Genomic DNA, 16,919 nt, shown 5'->3' with positions numbered 1-16,919 from the left:
CGGTACGACTGCCGTCAGCCCGCGACTTTCCACGACGTGGCTCGCATGCCCGCCGTCCCGGTACGCCCGACATCGGTGATCTCGACCAGCACCATGCGCGCCGGGGTGGCCGCGGTGAGCACGCAGAGGACGGCTCCCTTGCGTACGGGAACGCTTGCCCCGGGACCCACCGGACTCGTGCGGATCGCCTTCTCGCAGCCCGCCGCGTCGGTGTCGGAGTCCTTGACCTGGCTGCCGCCGGCCGCGCCGGTCCCGAGCGTGAGGCTGGGCAACTGATCGCCGCAGCGGCTGTCGTAGCGCAGGTCGCTGACCTTCTCGGCCGCGTTCGAGCGGGGCTCGTCGAGGTCGAGGTAGAGCACGGCCGAACAGCCCACCTGCACCCGCAGCGGTTCCCGGGCGTACGACACGTCGAAGCCCTCGGGCTGCGCCGGGGCCACCGGGTGCGCGGCGGCCGGCGGTTCGAGCGCGGCCCGGGCCAGGTGCGACGCCCGCCAGCCGACGAAGAGCGCGACCCCGGCGACGTTGAGCGCGAAGAGCGCGACCACGACGGCGAGGTAGACCGCCCAGTTGCGCCGTCCGGTGGCGCGTCCGTTGAGCCGCTCGGTCGGCCCGTCCGGGATCGGCGCCTCCTCCGCGGGTGGCTTGGGCCGGTTCATGGTGTAGGGGTCGCGGGTTCGGGCCGGGTTGTTGTTGGTGGCGCGGAACGTGGCCATCGGGCAGCTCCGAGGGGTCGGCAAACCGGGTGAAACGACCCTAAGACGGCCGAAGACCCCGACCCCATCCCCCGGCGAGGTGACTACGTTTCCGGGACGAACCAGCCGTCGCGCAGCACCGGGACGACCGGGCTGGCCCCGACCGCCGCGGCGACCGTGACGTCCCCGGCGAACCCGTTGGCGGCCAGTTCGCGCCCGCTCACCGACTCGGGCAGCGCGGTGGCCATCCGCTCGGCGACCCCGCCGTACGCCGCCATGGCGGTCAGGGCCTCGGGCGAGTAGTCGTCGTTGCCGTCGAACTCGGCCAGCCGGGAAAGAAAGGCGCCGGCACCCCAGAGGTCTTCGGTGGCCGGGCGCAGCGACCCGTCGGGCCAGCGCTCCCCCGCGGCCACCACCGCGACCGGACGCCCGGCGGCCCGCTCCCCCACCCAGGCCGCCGCGGCCGCCGCGTTGCGCAGGCAGACGCCGACGACCGTACAGCCGGCCTCGGCGAGCCGGGTCGAGATCGCCGAGCCGTTCGGGGACGGCAGCACCAGCCGGTCGATCTTGGCGGCCTCCAGGTCGGTGCGCATGATGCTCTCGGGCGAGAGGGTGACCTGACCCGGCCCGGCCTGCGAACGCAGCACGGCCAGCATCGCCCCGTGCCGCCGGGCGACCGCCACCGCCGAGTCGTCGCGCCACCGGTAGGGCAGCACGCTGATGCCCTGCTCGACCGCCACGGTCAACGTCGTCGTGAACGACAGCACGTCGACGACGGCGACGAAGGCCGCGCCGGGCGCCACCGCGTCGGCGCCCACCGGCCCCCAGTCGAACCGAACCCGGAAACCGCCCTGCCCGTCCGCGATCATCGACGCTTCCCCATGCCTCGCAGTGTGCCAGGGGTACGGCCGTCAGAAGTAGGTGGCGACCACGTCGACCACGCGACGGTCCTCGTCGACGACCGGGATGTGCCGCCATTTGTCGAAAGCCGTGCAGGGATGCGAGATGCCGAACCGCACCAGATCGCCCGGGGCGAGCACCACGTCGCCCACTGTGGACAAATAGGTGTGGTGGTCGTTGAGCTTGGTCACCTCGACGCCGGTGGCCGGGGCCGACGAGCCGTCGGGCCGCCTGATCTCGCGCGGCACGGGCAGGCCCTCGTCGAACGGCGCGTCACGTTTACCCAGGCCGGCCAGCGCCAGCCCCGGCTCGGGCGCCGAGATCACCTGGGCCCAGAGGTCGAGCGCGGCGGCCAGCGGGCCCTCGTCGGGCACCCGCAGGAACGGGGTGTTCTCGCGGTAGAAGCCGTCGTCGTGGGTGATCGACGCGCCGCTGCGCAGCACCAGGGTGGCGTCGCCGGCGACGGGGGCGAGCCGCTCGACGACGCGATCGAACCAGGTGCTGCCGCCGGCGGACACGATGGGTTCCCCGGGCAGGAGCTTCGCGGCCCGCAGCCGAGCGAAGCCGGCCACGATCCGGTCGAGGAAGGCGTCCACCTCGGCCTCGGCGCGCAGCTGACCCTCGTACGCGGTGACGCCTTGAAGCTCGAGGCCGGGCGCCTCGGCCACGGCGCGGGCCACCTGTTCGAGATCGTCGAGCGAGCGGATCCCCGTACGCCCATGGTCGTGGCCCTGCTCGACGAGAACCCGCAAGGTGCCGCCGTCCGCCGCGCGCGACGCCACGGCCACGCCTTCGAGCGAGTCGACCTGCAGGTAGACCTCCCAGTCGGCCGCCTGCTCGGCCAGCCAGCGCAGCGCCGTCTCGTCGAGCACCTCGTTGGCGATCAGCACCCGTGGCACGCCCAGCCGGCGCAGCACCAGAGCCTGGTTCGGCGTCGCGACCGTCATCGCCCAGGCGCCCGCCGCGAGCTGCGAGGCGAGCAGAGCCGGGGCCATCGTCGTCTTCGCGTGCGGGGCCAGCTCCCAGCCGTGCCGCCGGGCATAGGCCGCCATCGTCGCGATGTTCGACTCGGCCGCCTCCCAGCGCAGCACCAGCAGCGGCCAGGTGAACAGGCCACCGAAGATGCTCGGCTTCTCGGCCGCGATCTGGGCCGCCGACAGTACGCCGTCGGGCAGCCAGAACCCCTTGCTGCGCCAGTCGATCATCACCTCAGGGACGTCCATCGGTCACCTCGATACCCAGATCGCCGAGCGGTTCCAGCGCGTCGAGCACCTTGGCCAGGCGCTTCTCCTCGCCGATGAAGTGCGTCTCGAGCACGGCGCTGAGCCCGTCGAGCTCCTCGTGCGTGGTGGCCGCCTCGAGCCGGGTCAGCATCCCCGCGATGATCTCGTGATCGCGGCGCAGATCGTCCAGGAACGACGCGAGCTCGGGGTGGCGGGCGGCCAGCAGCGGGAACACGTTCGCGTCCTCGGCGGTGTGGTGACGGGTCACCGCCGTACAGAGGGTGAGGCAGTGCAGCCGAAGATCGCGGCCGTCGTCGAGGGCGTCGTAAAGATCTTCGACCATCTCGCGCAGGCGCAGGTGGGCGCCGATGAGCTGGTTGCCGTAGGCGCGGAAGCGGGTCCGCTCGCTGTCGTACATGTTCTGTCAGCTCACCAAATCCGGGTGGCGGAGGTCAAGTGCGGGGCAGCCGGGCGGTCATCTCGCGCAACTCCGCGAGGCGTCCGGGCAGGTCCTGAGGATGACCGGGCGCGTCCGGGCGGGCATCCCAGGGTCGCGGGCCGCTCAGCGGACGATGGTTGACCTGGAGAGCGCCGAGCCGTTCGAGGTGGTCCGGCAGCCTTCGGGCGAACGACTCGTAGGAGCGGCCAGGCGGGTCCCACACATCCCCAGCCGACCGCAGCAGCCCGAAGCAGCGTTGCCGCTGGGCCCGGGTCCGGCGCAGCCCGATCCGGGCGGTGCACCACCGGGCCGGCGCCTACGCCACGACGTCTAGGCATACGACCATCCTGTCACACGACCAGCTTATACGCGACCACCCTCTCAATCCGGCCAACGTTTGCGGACACCGCACTAGCGGGCTGCGAGGCCGCCGAGCCGCGGTTGTCCACAGGTCGCCCCGGCTCCCGGGCGTTTCCACAGGCCAGGACCTACGGTGATCGGTCGGATAGGGTCGGCCCGGGAGGTGGGCGTGACCTACGACCTGGTGCTTGCCGGGGGCGAGCCGTTCGACGTCGCGGTTGCCAGTGGGGTGATCGCCGCGACCGGTCCAGGGCTGTCCCGCGACGCGAGCACGGTGGTCGACGTCTCCGGCAAACTGGTCACTCCCGGCCTCATCGACCTGCACACCCACGTCGGCCCGGGCTATTGGGGCATCGACCCCGACCCCATCGCCTGGCACACGGGCGTCACCACCTGGGTCGACGCGGGCTCGGCCGGGGCGTACACATTAGATGGTCTGCGCCGCGTCGCCGCCACTTCCGGTGTACGTGTCCCCGCGCTGCTCAACATCTCGGCGATCGGTCTGGCCGGCCGCACCGGGGAGTGCCGCGACCTCACCAACTGCGACGTGGGCCTCGCCGTCGAGACCGTGCAGCGCAACCGTTCGCTGATCCGCGGTTTCAAGGTCCGCGTCGACCGTGAGACCGTCGGCCCCAACGGCGTCGAGCCGCTGCGCCGCGCCCTCGACGCGGCCGCGGCCTGCGACGTTCCCTTGATGGTCCATATCGGATCTGCACCGCCGTTACTGGCCGACGTCGTGAGTCTGCTGCGCCCCGGCGACATCGTGACCCATTGCGCCAGCGGGCTGGCCGAGCCGCTCGGGCCTGACGTGCGGGCGGCTGTCGACCAGGGCGTTCTGCTCGACCTCGGGCACGGCTCGGGCGGGTTCGCCTTCGACGTCCTGGAACGGCAGCTCGACCTCGGCCTCGCGCCCCACACGATCTCGACCGACCTGCACTGCCGCTCGGTCGCCGGGCCGGTGTTCGACCTGCCGACCACGATGGCCAAGCTGCTCGCCGTGGGATTGCCGCTGGCCGACGTGCTCGACATGGTGACCGCCCGGCCGGCCCGCGCGCTGGGCCTGCCCGGCGGCTCGCTCGAGGTCGGCGCCCCGGCCGACCTGGCGGTCTTCGACGTGCGCGCCGAACCCCACCCGGTCGTCGATTCTCACCGGCAGGTGCGAACCGCGCCGCTGCGGCTGGTCAACGTGGCGACCTACGTGGCCGGGCGCCGCCTTCCGCCGCGCTTCCCCGCGCCGCCATCGCCGTGGGTGCCCCTGACTGACGCCCAACGGGCCGCGCTCGCCCGCCGCGAGCAGGCTTTGCGCGACCTGCTGAACGAACCGCTGGCCGGCGTCGACGGTCTGGCCGAACAGTTCCGACGAGACAGAACCGAGGAGACACTTCATGCCCAAGCGCGCCATCAAGGCTGACCAGGCGGCCCCGGCCGGCGGCCCCTATTCGCACGCGGTCGTCGCCGGCGACTTCATCTACCTGGCCGGCGCGGTGCCCGCCACGCCCGCGGGCGAGATCATCCAGGGCAGCTTCGCCGAGCAGGCCCACGCGGCGTTCCGCAACCTGGCCGCTGTCGCCGAGGCCGCCGGGTCGAGCCTCGACCAGGCCGTGCGTCTCGGCGTCTACCTGCGTGACTTCGCCGACTTCGCCGAGATGAACGAGATCTACCAGCAGTACGTGAAGGGCCCCGAGCTGCCCGTACGAACGACGCTGCCGGTGCCGCTGGTCGGCTTCGACATCGAGATCGACGCGGTGCTCTACACCGGAGCCTGAGAGCCCGGGATTCGCCCCTTTGTGGCGCCCCGGCCTGCTTTGATCGACCTGTGACGTGTGGTGCGGGTAACACGTCCGAAACGTCGAGCTGCGAGCATCGCGGGGCGCTACCAGGGGAGGTTCGGCTTGTTCCTCAGTCAGCACGAGCAGGAGCGGCTTCTCGTCCACGTGGCCGCCGACGTGGCCCGGCGGCGGCGGGAACGTGGCCTGCGGCTCAACCATCCCGAGGCCACCGCGATCATCACCGCGTTCCTGCTCGAGGGCGCGAGAGACGGGCGTACGGTCGCCGACCTGATGGACGCGGGACGCCGGGTGCTCACCCGTGACGACGTCATGCCCGGTGTTCCCGAGATGCTCGCCGAGGTGCAGGTGGAAGCCACCTTCCCGGACGGCACGAAGCTGGTCACCGTGCACGGGCCGATCTCGTGAACGTCATTCCGGGCGAGGTGCTCCTCGGGGCGGGCGACATCGAGATCAACGCGGGGCGGGCGAAGATCGAGATGACCGTACGCAACACCGGCGATCGACCGGTGCAGGTCGGCTCGCATTTCCACTTCGCCGAGTCCAACGAGGCGCTGTCGTTCGACCGGCGGGCCGCGTGGGGTCATCGGCTGGCGGTCCCGGCGGGAACGTCGGTGCGCTTCGAACCCGGCATCCCGCGTGACGTGACGCTGGTGGCCCTCGCCGGCGCCCGCGTGGTGCCCGGCCTGCGCGGGCTGGCGGGCGGTCCGCTCGACAGAGCAGCGAACCCCGAAGCCGCAGCGACCTCGGAGGCGCAGCCCGGCCCGCCCGAGAACGGGAGCCCGCGATGACGAGCCTCGACCGTGCGCGCTACGCCGCTCTCTACGGCCCCACGACCGGCGACCGGATCCGGCTCGCGGACACCAACCTGCTCATCGAGATCGAGGAGGATCGCAGCGCCGGTCCGCAACCGGGCGACGAGGCCGTGTTCGGCGGCGGCAAGGTCATCCGGGAGTCGATGGGACAGTCGCGGGCCACCCGCGCCGAGGGCACGCCCGACACGGTGATCACCGGCGCGGTCGTGCTCGATCACTGGGGGATCGTCAAGGCCGACATCGGCATCCGCGACGGCCGGATCACGGCGATCGGCAAGGCCGGCAATCCCGACACGATGGACGGTGTGCACCCCGACCTGGTGATCGGGCCGGGCACCGAGATCATCGCGGGCAACGGCAAGATCCTCACGGCGGGGGCGATCGACAGCCATGTGCACCTGATCAGCCCGACGATCCTCGACACCGCACTGGCCAGCGGCATCACGACGATCATCGGCGGCGGCACCGGACCCGCGGAGGGGACCAAGGCCACCACCGTCACCCCGAACGCGTGGCACCTGGCTCGCATGCTCGAGGCCCTGGACTCGTACCCGATCAATGTCTTGCTCCTCGGCAAGGGCAACACCATGTCGCAGGAGTCGATGTGGGAGCAGTTGCGCGGCGGGGCGGGCGGTTTCAAACTGCACGAGGACTGGGGTACGACCCCCGCGGTGATCGACGCCTGTCTGCGCGTGGCCGACGCGTCGGGGGTGCAGGTCGCGATCCACACCGACACGCTGAACGAGGCCGGCTTCGTCGAGGAGACGGTGCGCGCCATCGCCGGGCGATCGATTCACGCCTATCACACGGAGGGTGCGGGCGGCGGGCACGCGCCCGACATCATCACGGTCGCCGCTTACCCGAACGTGCTGCCCTCGTCGACCAACCCGACCCGGCCGTACACGCGCAACACCCTCAGCGAGCACCTCGACATGCTGATGGTCTGCCACCACCTCAACTCGGCCGTGCCGGAAGATCTGGCCTTCGCCGAGAGCCGCATCCGTCCGTCCACGATGGCCGCCGAGGACCTGCTGCACGACCTCGGCGCGATCTCGATGATCGGCTCGGATTCGCAGGCGATGGGCCGCGTCGGCGAGGTCGTGATGCGCACCTGGCAGACCGCCCACGTGATGAAGGCCCGCCGCGGCGCGCTGACGGGCGACTCGGCCGCCGACAACACCCGCGCGAAGCGCTATATCGCGAAATATACGATCTGCCCGGCGGTGGCGCACGGGCTCTCGGAGCACGTCGGTTCGGTCGAGCCGGGCAAACTGGCCGACCTGGTGCTGTGGGAGCCCGCCTTCTTCGGCGTACGGCCCTCGGTCGTCCTCAAGGGTGGCATGATCGCCCTCGCGCAGATGGGCGACGCGAACGCCTCGATCCCCACCCCGCAACCCATGCTGCCGCGTCCGATGTTCGGCGCCTACGGCGTCGTTCCGGCCCAGACGTCGCTCGCCTTCGTCGCCGAGGCCGCGATCGACGCCCTGCTCGGCGACCGCATCGGCATCCGGCGCACCCTGGCCCCGGTGGCCGACACCCGCCAGGTGGGCAAGGCCGACATGCCCGGCAACGACGCCCTCCCCCGCATCGAGGTGGACGCCGACACGTTCGAGGTCCGCGTCGACGGCGAGGTCATCGACCCCGACCCGGTCACGGAACTCCCGATGGCCCAGCGCTACTTCCTCTTCTGATCATGAGTCTCGCGACCCTGCTCGTACTCGCGGACGGGCGGCTGCCCTCGGGCGGGCACGCTCACTCGGGCGGGCTCGAGCCTCAGGTCTCGGCCGGCCGGGTGCGCGAGCTCGACTCCGTCGCCGAGTTCCTGCGGGGCAAGCTCGCCACCACCGGGCTGGTCGCCGCGGCCTTCGCGGCCGCCGCCTGTGCGAGGCCCGGCAACGGGGCCGAGTTTGATCAAGGGATTGACGTGCGTACGCCGTCACCCGCGCTGCGCAAGGCGTCGAGAGCACAGGGGCGGGCGCTGCTGCGGGCGGCCCGCGCGATGTGGACGCTGCCATCGGCCGGGCGCGAACCGCATCAACCCGTGGCGCTCGGGATCGTCGCCTCAGCGGCCGGGCTCGGAGCGCTCGAGGCCGCGGTCGCGGCCGCGCACGGGACGGTGTCGGGTGCGGCCAGTGCCGCCGTACGGCTGCTGGGTCTTGATCCTTATGCGGTGCACGGGCTGCTCGCCCGGCTCGCTCCCGACTGCGACCGGATAGCGGCGGCGGCCGCGAAAACGGCCGGTGCGCCGGTGGACGATCTGCCGGCCGCCGGTGCTCCCCTGCTCGACATCGGCGCCGAGCTTCACGCCACCTGGGAGGTGCGTCTCTTTGCCAGCTGAACCGCATGCTGCACCGCACACACACGAGCCCGACGAGGTTCCGCACACCCACCCCGACCCGGGCGTCGATCCGCACGCGCCGTTGGCCGCCGGGGCGCGGGCCTTGCGCGTCGGCATCGGCGGGCCGGTCGGGTCGGGCAAGACCGCGCTGGTCGCGGCGCTCTGCCGGGCGCTCGGCGACGAGCTGCGGCTGGCCGTGGTCACCAACGACATCTACACGACCGAGGACGCCGACTTCCTGCTGCGCAACGGCGTGCTGCCGGCCGACCGCATCCGGGCGGTGGAGACCGGCTGCTGCCCGCACACGGCGATCCGCGACGACATCTCGGCGAATCTCGACGCGGTCGAGGATCTGGAGGCGGCGCTGGGCCCGCTCGACCTGGTGCTGGTCGAGAGCGGCGGCGACAACCTGACCGCGACCTTCAGCAAGGGCCTGATCGACCGGCAGATCTTCGTGGTCGACGTGGCCGGCGGTGACAAGGTGCCCCGCAAGGGCGGTCCCGGCGTCACGGCGGCCGACCTGCTGGTCATCAACAAGATCGACCTGGCCCCGCTGGTCAGCGCCGACCTGACCGTGATGGACCGCGACGCCCGCGCTCGCCGCGGCGAGCTGCCCACGGTCTTCCTCTCGCTGGTGCAGGACCGCGCCGCGAGCCCGGTCGCCGATTGGATCCGCGGACTGGTCGCCGCCCGCGTGCCGGCCGCGTGACGGGGCGCGCCGGCAGCTCACCGGCGGCGGCAGCGCGATGAGGGCGCGCTCCCGGGTCGTCGCCGAGTCCGACGGGCACGGCGGCACCCGGCTCACCGAGCTGCGCAGCGAGTCGCCGCTGCTGCTGCGCCGCACGGGTGCCCGCACCGTTCACCTGGTCGGCGGCGGGGCCGGCCCGTTGCGCGGCGACGACCTGCGCCTGGAGATCGAGGTCGGCCCCGGCGCGACCCTCGAGATCCGCAGCGTCGCCGCTCAGCTGGCCCTGCCCGGCCGCGCGCACCTGCCGCCGTCCCGCCTCGAGATCCACGCCACCGTCGCCGGGGGCGCGAGCCTGCGCTGGCTCCCCGAGCCGCTGATCGCCGCGGCCGGCTGCGACCACCTGACCGTCACGCGGGTCGAGGTGGCCGAAGGCGGTTCGCTCCTCTGGCGCGACGACCTGGTCTGCGGCCGCCACGACGAGGATTCCGGCACCGTCCGAACCGACACGACCATCCGGTACGCGGGCAGCACGCTCTACCGCCACGAACTGTCCGCCGGCCCGGCCGCCCCGGGCTGGTCCGGTCCCGCCGTGCTGGGCGAGGGCCGGGCGATCGGCACGGTCGTCGCCGTCCCGGCCTCGCTGCTGCCCCCCGCGACCAGCGGCCCGGCCGACTTCGCGATCATGCCCCTGGCCGGTCCCGGCGCGTTGGCCACCGCCGTCGCCGCCGACCTGCGCCCGGTCCGCGCGGCCCTGGACCCGATCTGCGACCGGCAGCCGGCAACGGCCGGAGGACGACCCTAGGGCCGCCCTCCTCCGTTTTCGAAGATCTACGCCGCGACCGCGATGGGCACGCCGTGCTCGTCGGTCAGCGCCAGCCGGGTGTGCAGGTTGCCCTGCTGCGCCACCCGCGCGAAATACTCGGTCCGGCGGCGTTGCAGACAACCCTTTCGCGTACGAGGCCCGCCCGCCGCCACCGTGAGCAGTTCGGGCGCCAGCGAGCTGTTGAGGCCCTCCCGCAACAGCTGAAGCGCCTCGGTGCGCAGTTGCGAGATGCGCGACTCGGTGACCCCGAGCCGGGCCGCCACGTCGCTCAGCGGCTGCTCCTGCAGGAACGACTCGGTGACCACCTGGCGCAGCCTCTCGGGCAGCGCCTGGATCGCCTGATGCAGGTAGCCGAGACGCTCCCGCTTGATCAGCAGGTCCTCGGGTCCCTCCGAGGTCTCCGGCACCATCTCCTCGGCCGCGCCGGTCGGGAAGCCCTGCAGACTGAGCAGGGCCGCCTTCTGCACGTCGTCCTCGACCGTGGCCAGTTCCGCCACGCCGATGCCGAGCAACTCGGCCACCTCGGCATCCGTCGGCGTCCGGCCCAGCCCGGCGGTCAGCTCCTGGCGGGCGGCCGCGCTCTTGCGGGCCCGGGCGCGCACCGATCGGCTGGCCCAGTCCTGTCCGCGCAGCTCGTCGAGGAGTGCGCCGCGGATGCGGACCGCGGCGAAGCGGTGGAACGGGATGCCGCGGCTCACGTCGAAAGTACGGGCGGCGCCCAGCAGCGCGGCGAAGCCGGCCGAGGACAGATCGTCCGCGTGGACGTGGCCGGGTACCCGGTTGAGCAACTCCCGGACCAGATGGCCAACCATCGGCATGTGTTCGCGGACCAGGTCCTCGATGTCACGCGCCGACGGCGCGTCGTGGGTCGTGCCGATGGTGGCGGGGAGTTCGGTCGTGTCGGTCACGTAGTCCTCCTCGCTCATACGACCGGTTGGGTGAAACCGGCTGACGAGGAAGACTTTTGCCGTCGAAAGGTGCAGAGGTGGCCGAACTCGGTTGCTTTTCAGGTGCTTTTCGCGAGAAAAGCTCAGGTTAGCTAGTGGGAAACGGTGGCCCTCCGGGGCGCGAGCACCCCGGTGAGTTCCGTGTTCACCCAATGCATGCGGCGGACCGCGATGTCCGGATGGTCGCCGAACTCGGTCGCCACCTCGGCCGCGCAGCCGTCACTACCGTGCAACAGGATCATGGCGGTCACCGCTCGCTCCACCGCCTGACGGCTGGGGAACTGCGACGGCTGGAGATCGGAGACGAACAGGGCCTCCGCGGCCAGATCCCGGACGATGCTGATCATGTCGAACTCCCCGATGGACGACAACCTGCCGTGCACCTGAACTTTCATGCCCTGTCCCGGACGGTTCAGACACCACAGCTCCGCTATCTCATCTTTTGCCCGAGGCCCGCTCCGGCCCGGGTCGCCACGCCGGGCGAATCGGAGGAAAGTGTCCCGAACTATCGCTTTTACAGTAACTCCGCAGCGTCGGGTCCTGCCGCCGCTTTACCGTCGGAACACAGCGAAAGGGCCGGCTCACCGGAGCCGGCCCTTCCCTGCGTGCGTGGTTATCCCGCGCTCGGCCCCTCGCAGTCCTCCGGGGTGAACTCGCAGTCCTCGTCCCCGAGATCCGGTTGGGTCGGCGTATCGCGCACGGTCGGCGTGGAACTCGGCGGCGGGTCGACCACCGGTTCCGAGCTGGGCGGCCCCTCGCTGTCCGGCGGATCCGGAACCACGATCACCGGCGGCGAGCTCGACTTCGAGGTACTCGGCGGGTTTTCGATGACACCCCCGCCGGGCGGCCTGCTGGTTCCCGGGCCACTGCTCGGCGGCCTCTGCGTGGTGGTCGGCTTCGTCGTCGGCGTGACCGTGAGTTCGCCGCCGTCACCGATCGAGACGCCGGGAATCGGCGACTTCGTCGGACCCAGGCGCGTCTGCCCGTTGGGAAGCTTCTCGACGTAGCGCGACGGCTCGCCCGGCTTGGCCGACACGAACGTCTCACAGACCGCGCCGTTGAGCGTGAAGGCCATCGGCGGCGTGTTGCTGGCGCTGTAGCGCCCGCTGATCGGCAACGACACCGTCTTCAGCGCGCCGATCGCCGTCTCCGACGTGACCGTGATGCTGCCGCCCTTGGGCTGTTCCTGGGTGAGCTGCACGTCGCCGTTGCCCGAGACCACCTGGTCGCCGGGCATGATGAACCACAGCTTCCAGTCCTTGATCGGCACCGTCTCACTGCGGTTGGCCACCGTGACCTGCGCCTGGAAGCGGCCGTCGCGGTCGGTCCAGACGGCATAGCTCACCACGCACTTGGCGCTGTCGGGAATCAGTCCCGCACCCTTGGCCGCCTCGTTGCGGGTGCCGCCCGAGACGCTCCAGCCGTACGTTCCAACGGCGAGCAGCAGTGCGCCGAGCACCACCACCAGTGAGCGGCGAGTCTTGGTCCCGCGCCCGTGGGACCCTGACGCGTTGGCCGGCCCCCCGGATTTGCCGGGCGGGGCCGGCGGCTGGTTGTTGCCGAACGCCGGGCGCAGATCGCCGGGCGGGGAGGCGGCGGCGTTGTGGACCGGACCCGACGGCAGGTCGCCGAAGCGGCTGTTGCGGTCGGGCGGCCGGCCGCCGGTGTCGGGAGACGGGGAGACCGGCGCGGGCGAGACCTGCGCGGCCTGGTGGAGGATCTCGGCGTACGACTGCTGCGACGGCAGGATCGTGGTGTCCTCGCCGCTGTCGGACCAGTCGGGCACATAGCCGCGGGCCACCGACGACGCCGCCCCGGCCGACAGGGCGGCCAGGATGTGCGCCAGCTCGGCGCTCGACGGCCGGTCGGCGGGGCGCTTCTCGAGGCACCGGCCCACCAGGGCGTCCACCTCGGGCGGCAGCCCTTCGACCGGCGGCAGCGGTTCGGGCTCGGTGTACTGATGGGCGCGCAGCAGGGCCGTGGTCGTGCCCACGTCCCACGGGAGCTGCCCGATCAGGGTGCGGTAGATGAGCAGGCCCACCGCGTAGACGTCGGTCGCCGGGCTGACCTGGCCGCCCTCGAGCCGCTCGGGTGCGAGGTAGGCCGGCGTGCCCAGCAGGCTGCCGTCGGGGTCGATGTCGTTCTCACCGATCAGGGCCGAGATGCCGAAGTCGACGACCTTGGCCCCGGTCGCGGTGAGCATGACGTTGGCCGGGGTGACGTCGCGGTGCACGATGCCCCGCGAGTGTGCGGCGGCGAGCGCCGCGGCCACCTCGGCCGTTATCCGCACGGCGTGCTGCCAGGGCAGCTTGCGCGCGCGGGCGAGCACGGCGGCGAGCGACTCGCCGTCGATGAGCTCCATGACGACGTACGGCACGGGCTCACCGTCGACGGTGGTCGCCTCGCCATAGTCGTAAACATTTGTAATATTGGGATGGCTGAGCCGGGCAGCCGCTTGAGCCTCCGCGCGAAGACGGCGCCGGAACGCCGGGTCCGCACTGGTCGACGGCGGCAGAACCTTCACCGCGACCTGGCGCCCGAGGACTTCGTCGAACCCTCGCCACACCACTGACATCCCGCCGGCGCCGAGCCGCTCGACCAGTCGATATCGACCGGCCAGCAGACTCGAACCGGGCAGGTCCGTCTGGCTCATGTGCCCCCACATGCGCGCTTCGAAGAAACACCGGGTCGCACCGCCATGCTCCCCGGAGCGGGGCGCCCGGCCAGGCCGGACAATCCCCATCGACGGATCGGATGCTAGCTGATGATCCGCCCCCTCACGATCCCGCGCACATACCGTCTTACCTGCGGTTCGTCACGGTGCGTTCCGGGACGGATCGCACCTGCGACGGGTGCCCGTCCAGTACCCGAAAGTCGGATCTCAGACTGAAGCCGAGAGGCATTGACCCGCCTCGTCCGGCAATGACCGCTTTGTCGAAAGACACTGCGGGGGCAAGTTTCCTATCATCCACACTGGATACGATCACGGTCGGTTTCCGGCAGGTCACCCATAGCGACAGCTGGCGATCGTCAACAATTACTCGCCGTGGAACAATTGTTGAAGGATCTACCAGTGCAACCCCGCCTGATCGGGCACGACGGTCGGCTGATCAGCCTATTTCGTGTGCCAACCTCGTCAACCGTGATATCCGGGGACGGGAACTCGCTCGTTCCCCATTAAGGATCTTGCCGGAGACACGAGCGGGCGAGGGCCGCGACCGGGCAGCGCCGGCGTCACCGAGCCGGCCGGCACGGCGCCGAGCTCGGCCAGCAGGCTCAGCACCGGGGCGAGCTTCTCGTAGACGACCAGCACGACGTCGCCCGGCTCGGCCAGGCCCAGGGCCTCGGTCACGGCGGCCCGGAATCCGGTCACCCGCAGCGCCGAAAGCTTGGGCCGGCGCGCTCGCATCTCGCGCTCGACCAGGGCCGACACCTCCCCCGGCGTACGCCCTCGGGGGTCTTCGTCGTCGTAGAGGACCGCTCGGGTCACCCCGTCGGCGACCACCTGGGCGCACGCGGCGAGCAGGTCGTCGCGCCGGTCACCGGGCAGGGTCAGCGCGGCCACGCAGCGGCTCGGGCCCCAGAGCCGGTGCAGCGTACGCAACGTCGCGGCCAGCGCGGCCGGGTTGTGCGCGTAGTCGACGAAGACCGAGATGTCGCCCAGGCGCAGCAGCGTGCCCCGGCCCGCGTTCTCGACGGCCGGATCGAACTCGGCGAGGCGCCGGCACACCGCATCCTGCCCGGCGCCCAGAGCCCGCGCGGCCGCCACCGCGGCGAGGATGTTGGCCACGACGTGCTGCGCGGCACCCCCGTACGCCCCGGGCAGTTCGGTCACTCTGGTCAGCGGGGTCCTTCTTGCTCCGGTCGCCTGCACGACCCACCCGTCGTCGATCAGGTAGGCCGTCGCGCCCTTGGCGAGATGCTCGACCACCACCGGCTGGCCGGCGTCGAGCGAGAACCAGACGATCCGCTTGCGGTCGGCCCGCACCCGCGGCCGGTCGACCAGGCTGCGTACCCACGGGTCGTCGGCGTTGAGCACGAGGGTGCCGCCGTCGCGCACCCGCTCGGCCACCAGCGCCTTGACGTGGGCCAGGTCCTCGATCGTCGCGAGCCCGTCCTGGCCCAGGTGGTCGGCCGTGATGTTGGTGAGCACCCCGACGTCGGACCAGTCGTAGCCCAGCCCCCGCCGCACCAGCCCGCCGCGCGCCGTCTCGAGCACCGCCGTCTGCACCCCCGGGTCGCCGAGCACCATCTGGGCCGAGAGCGGCCCGGTGGCGTCGGCCCGATAGATCACCCGCCCGTCGATCCGTACGTCGTCGGTGGTGGTGAGCCCGACGCGCAGGCCGCCCTCGGCGAGCAGATGGGCGGTCAGGCGGGCCACGGTCGTCTTGCCGTTCGTGCCGGTGACGGCGACGGTCGGGATCCGCCCGTCGGAGCCGGCCGGGAACATCGCGCGCACGATCGCGTCGCCCACGTCGCGCGACCGTCCCCGCACCGGCGCGAGGTGCATGCGTAGCCCGGGGACCGCGTTGACCTCGATCACGCCGGCGGCGGTCTCGTCGTCGTCCTCGGGCGGCGGGACCGGCTCGGCGATGTCGGGCAGGCGCAGATCGATGCCCGCGATGTCCAGCCCGAGCAGGGCCGCCACCCGCAGGCAGAGCCAGACCACCTCGGGATGCACCCGGTCGGTGACGTCGTGGCTGGTCGCACCGGTGGAGAGGTTGGCCGTGCCGGACAACCACACCTGAGTGCCGGCCGGCGGGACGCTGTCGAGCGTGCAGCCCTGCCGTTCGAGCAGCCCCGGCGCGACGGTGACCCGGGTCAGCACGCGGGAGTGCCCGGTGCCGCGGCGCGGGTCGGCGTTGACCCGGGCGATCAGCTCGGCGACCGTGTTGTGCCCGTCGCCGACGACGTGCGCGGCGATCCGTTCGGCCGCCGCGACGACCTCGCCCGCCACGACCAGCACGCGGTAGTCGCGCCCGTCGAGGTGCCGTTCGACGATCACGTCCTCGCCGGCCTCGGCGAAGGCCCGCGCGACCTCGGTGGCGGTGCTCAGGTGCAGCGCGACGCGTTCGCCGTGGCGGCCGTGGCGGGGTTTGACGACGACCGGGCCGCCGAGCCGGTCGAGCCAGTCGAGCGCCTCGGCCGGCGTACGGGCGGCGCCGCCGTCGGGCATCGGGACGCCGGCCTCGGTGAGGAGCCGCCGGGTCACCTGCTTGTCGCCGGCGATGTCGATGCCCACGCCGCTGGTGCGGTCGGTCATCGCCGCCCAGGCCAGCCGCCGCCGGGTGCCCCAGCCCAGGCGCAGCAGGCTCAGGTCGTCGAAGCGCTCGACCGGGATGCCGCGTCGCCGGGCGGCGGTGATGATCGCCCGGGTGCTCGGCCCGGTGGCCTCCCGCTCGGCCCGCGCCGCGAGCTCGTCGAGGTCGAGGCCCGCCGTCGAGCCCTGCTCGATCGAGAGGACCAGGGCGACCGCGGCCTCGAGCAGGTCGCGCGGCACCCGCGAGGCCGGCGACTCGTCGACCGGGCATTCCAGGATCAGGTCGTAGCAGCCCGGCTCGCCGGCCGAGACGGTGCGGCCGAAGCTCACGTCGCGGCCGATCACCTGGGACAGCTCCAGGCACACGTGCTCGGTGACGTGGCCGAAGTAGGTGCCGCCGCGCAGCCGGCTGACGAAGCCGCCGGGCGCACCGGCCGCGCAGTGGTGTTCGGCCAGCCCCGGCAGGGCTCGCAACAGCCGCTCGGCGAAGCCGGTGACGTCGCAGGTCTCGACGCCGGTCAGTTTCTCCAGACGCAGCCGGGCGACCACGGCGGGCCGGGAAAGATAAACGTTCGGGCCGCGCAGCCGACGGACGCTCTCGATCCTCATCGACACGTCATCAGGTTAAACGGAACAAAACCGAAACA

Annotated in this window: 17 protein-coding genes; 8 read left to right on the top strand and 9 right to left on the bottom strand. The window is 72.0% G+C overall.

The annotated features are described in order from the left end of the window. Positions 1-14 precede the first annotated feature (14 nt). From EER30_RS25725 to EER30_RS25705, 5 genes are all read right to left on the bottom strand, one after another. Positions 15-713: a hypothetical protein gene (locus EER30_RS25725; protein WP_127503165.1), complete on the bottom strand. Its 699-nt coding sequence runs from the start codon at positions 711-713 to the stop codon at positions 15-17. A gap of 83 nt (positions 714-796) precedes the next feature. Continuing rightward, complete coding sequence (locus EER30_RS25720) at positions 797-1,561, bottom strand: 2-phosphosulfolactate phosphatase (protein WP_127503164.1); 765 nt, start codon at positions 1,559-1,561, stop codon at positions 797-799. Between the two features lie 42 nt (positions 1,562-1,603). Continuing rightward, positions 1,604-2,815: an alanine racemase gene (locus tag EER30_RS25715; RefSeq protein ID WP_127503163.1), complete on the bottom strand. Its 1,212-nt coding sequence runs from the start codon at positions 2,813-2,815 to the stop codon at positions 1,604-1,606. After that, positions 2,802-3,233 (bottom strand): hemerythrin domain-containing protein, encoded by a 432-nt coding sequence (locus tag EER30_RS25710; RefSeq protein WP_127503162.1) that lies wholly within the window; start codon positions 3,231-3,233, stop codon positions 2,802-2,804. Before EER30_RS25710 ends, EER30_RS25715 begins: the two co-directional genes overlap by 14 nt. A gap of 34 nt (positions 3,234-3,267) precedes the next feature. After that, complete coding sequence (locus EER30_RS25705) at positions 3,268-3,477, bottom strand: hypothetical protein (RefSeq protein WP_240670299.1); 210 nt, start codon at positions 3,475-3,477, stop codon at positions 3,268-3,270. Between the two features lie 306 nt (positions 3,478-3,783). On the opposite strand from EER30_RS25705, the gene EER30_RS25700 reads away from it, so the two are divergent. From EER30_RS25700 to EER30_RS25665, 8 genes are all read left to right on the top strand, one after another. After that, positions 3,784-5,025 carry an amidohydrolase/deacetylase family metallohydrolase gene (locus tag EER30_RS25700; RefSeq protein ID WP_127503161.1) on the top strand — a complete coding sequence of 414 codons (1,242 nt, stop codon included), beginning with the start codon at positions 3,784-3,786 and terminating at the stop codon, positions 5,023-5,025. Next, positions 5,000-5,380: a RidA family protein gene (locus EER30_RS25695; RefSeq protein ID WP_127503160.1), complete on the top strand. Its 381-nt coding sequence runs from the start codon at positions 5,000-5,002 to the stop codon at positions 5,378-5,380. The genes EER30_RS25700 and EER30_RS25695 overlap by 26 nt, the downstream gene beginning before the upstream one ends. A 126-nt stretch (positions 5,381-5,506) precedes the next feature. After that, the gene (locus tag EER30_RS25690) at positions 5,507-5,809 is read left to right on the top strand and encodes an urease subunit gamma (protein ID WP_127503159.1); all 303 of its coding nucleotides are present in this window, start codon (positions 5,507-5,509) and stop codon (positions 5,807-5,809) included. Next, positions 5,806-6,192: an urease subunit beta gene (locus EER30_RS25685; RefSeq protein WP_127503158.1), complete on the top strand. Its 387-nt coding sequence runs from the start codon at positions 5,806-5,808 to the stop codon at positions 6,190-6,192. The genes EER30_RS25690 and EER30_RS25685 overlap by 4 nt, the downstream gene beginning before the upstream one ends. Beyond that, positions 6,189-7,907 carry an urease subunit alpha gene (locus tag EER30_RS25680; protein WP_127503157.1) on the top strand — a complete coding sequence of 573 codons (1,719 nt, stop codon included), beginning with the start codon at positions 6,189-6,191 and terminating at the stop codon, positions 7,905-7,907. The genes EER30_RS25685 and EER30_RS25680 overlap by 4 nt, the downstream gene beginning before the upstream one ends. A 2-nt stretch (positions 7,908-7,909) precedes the next feature. Beyond that, positions 7,910-8,554, top strand: coding sequence for an urease accessory protein UreF (locus EER30_RS25675; protein ID WP_127503156.1), 645 nt, complete (start codon positions 7,910-7,912; stop codon positions 8,552-8,554). Next, positions 8,544-9,263 carry an urease accessory protein UreG gene (gene ureG, locus EER30_RS25670; RefSeq protein WP_127503155.1) on the top strand — a complete coding sequence of 240 codons (720 nt, stop codon included), beginning with the start codon at positions 8,544-8,546 and terminating at the stop codon, positions 9,261-9,263. The genes EER30_RS25675 and ureG overlap by 11 nt, the downstream gene beginning before the upstream one ends. Before the next feature lie 37 nt (positions 9,264-9,300). Next, complete coding sequence (locus EER30_RS25665) at positions 9,301-10,044, top strand: urease accessory protein UreD (RefSeq protein WP_127503154.1); 744 nt, start codon at positions 9,301-9,303, stop codon at positions 10,042-10,044. Positions 10,045-10,070: 26 nt separating this feature from the next. Here the strand turns inward: EER30_RS25665 and EER30_RS25660 are convergent, their stop codons facing one another. The 4 genes from EER30_RS25660 to cphA form a co-directional block, all read right to left on the bottom strand. Continuing rightward, positions 10,071-10,973: a sigma-70 family RNA polymerase sigma factor gene (locus EER30_RS25660; RefSeq protein WP_127503153.1), complete on the bottom strand. Its 903-nt coding sequence runs from the start codon at positions 10,971-10,973 to the stop codon at positions 10,071-10,073. Between the two features lie 131 nt (positions 10,974-11,104). Continuing rightward, complete coding sequence (locus tag EER30_RS25655; protein WP_127503152.1) at positions 11,105-11,359, bottom strand: hypothetical protein; 255 nt, start codon at positions 11,357-11,359, stop codon at positions 11,105-11,107. Between the two features lie 266 nt (positions 11,360-11,625). Continuing rightward, entirely contained in the window at positions 11,626-13,665 is a 2,040-nt protein-coding gene (locus tag EER30_RS25650) for a serine/threonine-protein kinase (protein ID WP_127503151.1), read from the bottom strand. Positions 13,666-14,148: 483 nt separating this feature from the next. Beyond that, entirely contained in the window at positions 14,149-16,881 is a 2,733-nt protein-coding gene (gene cphA, locus EER30_RS25645) for a cyanophycin synthetase (RefSeq protein WP_127503325.1), read from the bottom strand. Between the last annotated feature and the right edge of the window lie 38 nt (positions 16,882-16,919).

This window comes from Actinoplanes solisilvae, assembly GCF_003999975.1.
Lineage (GTDB): Bacteria > Actinomycetota > Actinomycetes > Mycobacteriales > Micromonosporaceae > Actinoplanes > Actinoplanes solisilvae.
Note: the sequence above shows the minus strand (reverse complement) of the source record. Positions and strands in the feature narration are given on the sequence as shown.

Excerpts from the sequence above, each read along its gene's own strand:
- EER30_RS25725 (WP_127503165.1), bottom strand. The coding sequence starts at position 713 with ATGGCCACGTTCCGCGCCACCAACAACAACCCGGCCCGAACCCGCGAC.
- EER30_RS25720 (WP_127503164.1), bottom strand. The coding sequence starts at position 1,561 with ATGATCGCGGACGGGCAGGGCGGTTTCCGGGTTCGGTTCGACTGGGGG.
- EER30_RS25715 (WP_127503163.1), bottom strand. The coding sequence starts at position 2,815 with ATGGACGTCCCTGAGGTGATGATCGACTGGCGCAGCAAGGGGTTCTGG.
- EER30_RS25710 (WP_127503162.1), bottom strand. The coding sequence starts at position 3,233 with ATGTACGACAGCGAGCGGACCCGCTTCCGCGCCTACGGCAACCAGCTC.
- EER30_RS25695 (WP_127503160.1), top strand. The coding sequence starts at position 5,000 with ATGCCCAAGCGCGCCATCAAGGCTGACCAGGCGGCCCCGGCCGGCGGC.
- EER30_RS25680 (WP_127503157.1), top strand. The coding sequence starts at position 6,189 with ATGACGAGCCTCGACCGTGCGCGCTACGCCGCTCTCTACGGCCCCACG.
- EER30_RS25675 (WP_127503156.1), top strand. The coding sequence starts at position 7,910 with ATGAGTCTCGCGACCCTGCTCGTACTCGCGGACGGGCGGCTGCCCTCG.
- EER30_RS25665 (WP_127503154.1), top strand. The coding sequence starts at position 9,301 with ATGAGGGCGCGCTCCCGGGTCGTCGCCGAGTCCGACGGGCACGGCGGC.
- EER30_RS25655 (WP_127503152.1), bottom strand. The coding sequence starts at position 11,359 with ATGATCAGCATCGTCCGGGATCTGGCCGCGGAGGCCCTGTTCGTCTCC.
- EER30_RS25650 (WP_127503151.1), bottom strand. The coding sequence starts at position 13,665 with ATGAGCCAGACGGACCTGCCCGGTTCGAGTCTGCTGGCCGGTCGATAT.
- cphA (WP_127503325.1), bottom strand. The coding sequence starts at position 16,881 with ATGAGGATCGAGAGCGTCCGTCGGCTGCGCGGCCCGAACGTTTATCTT.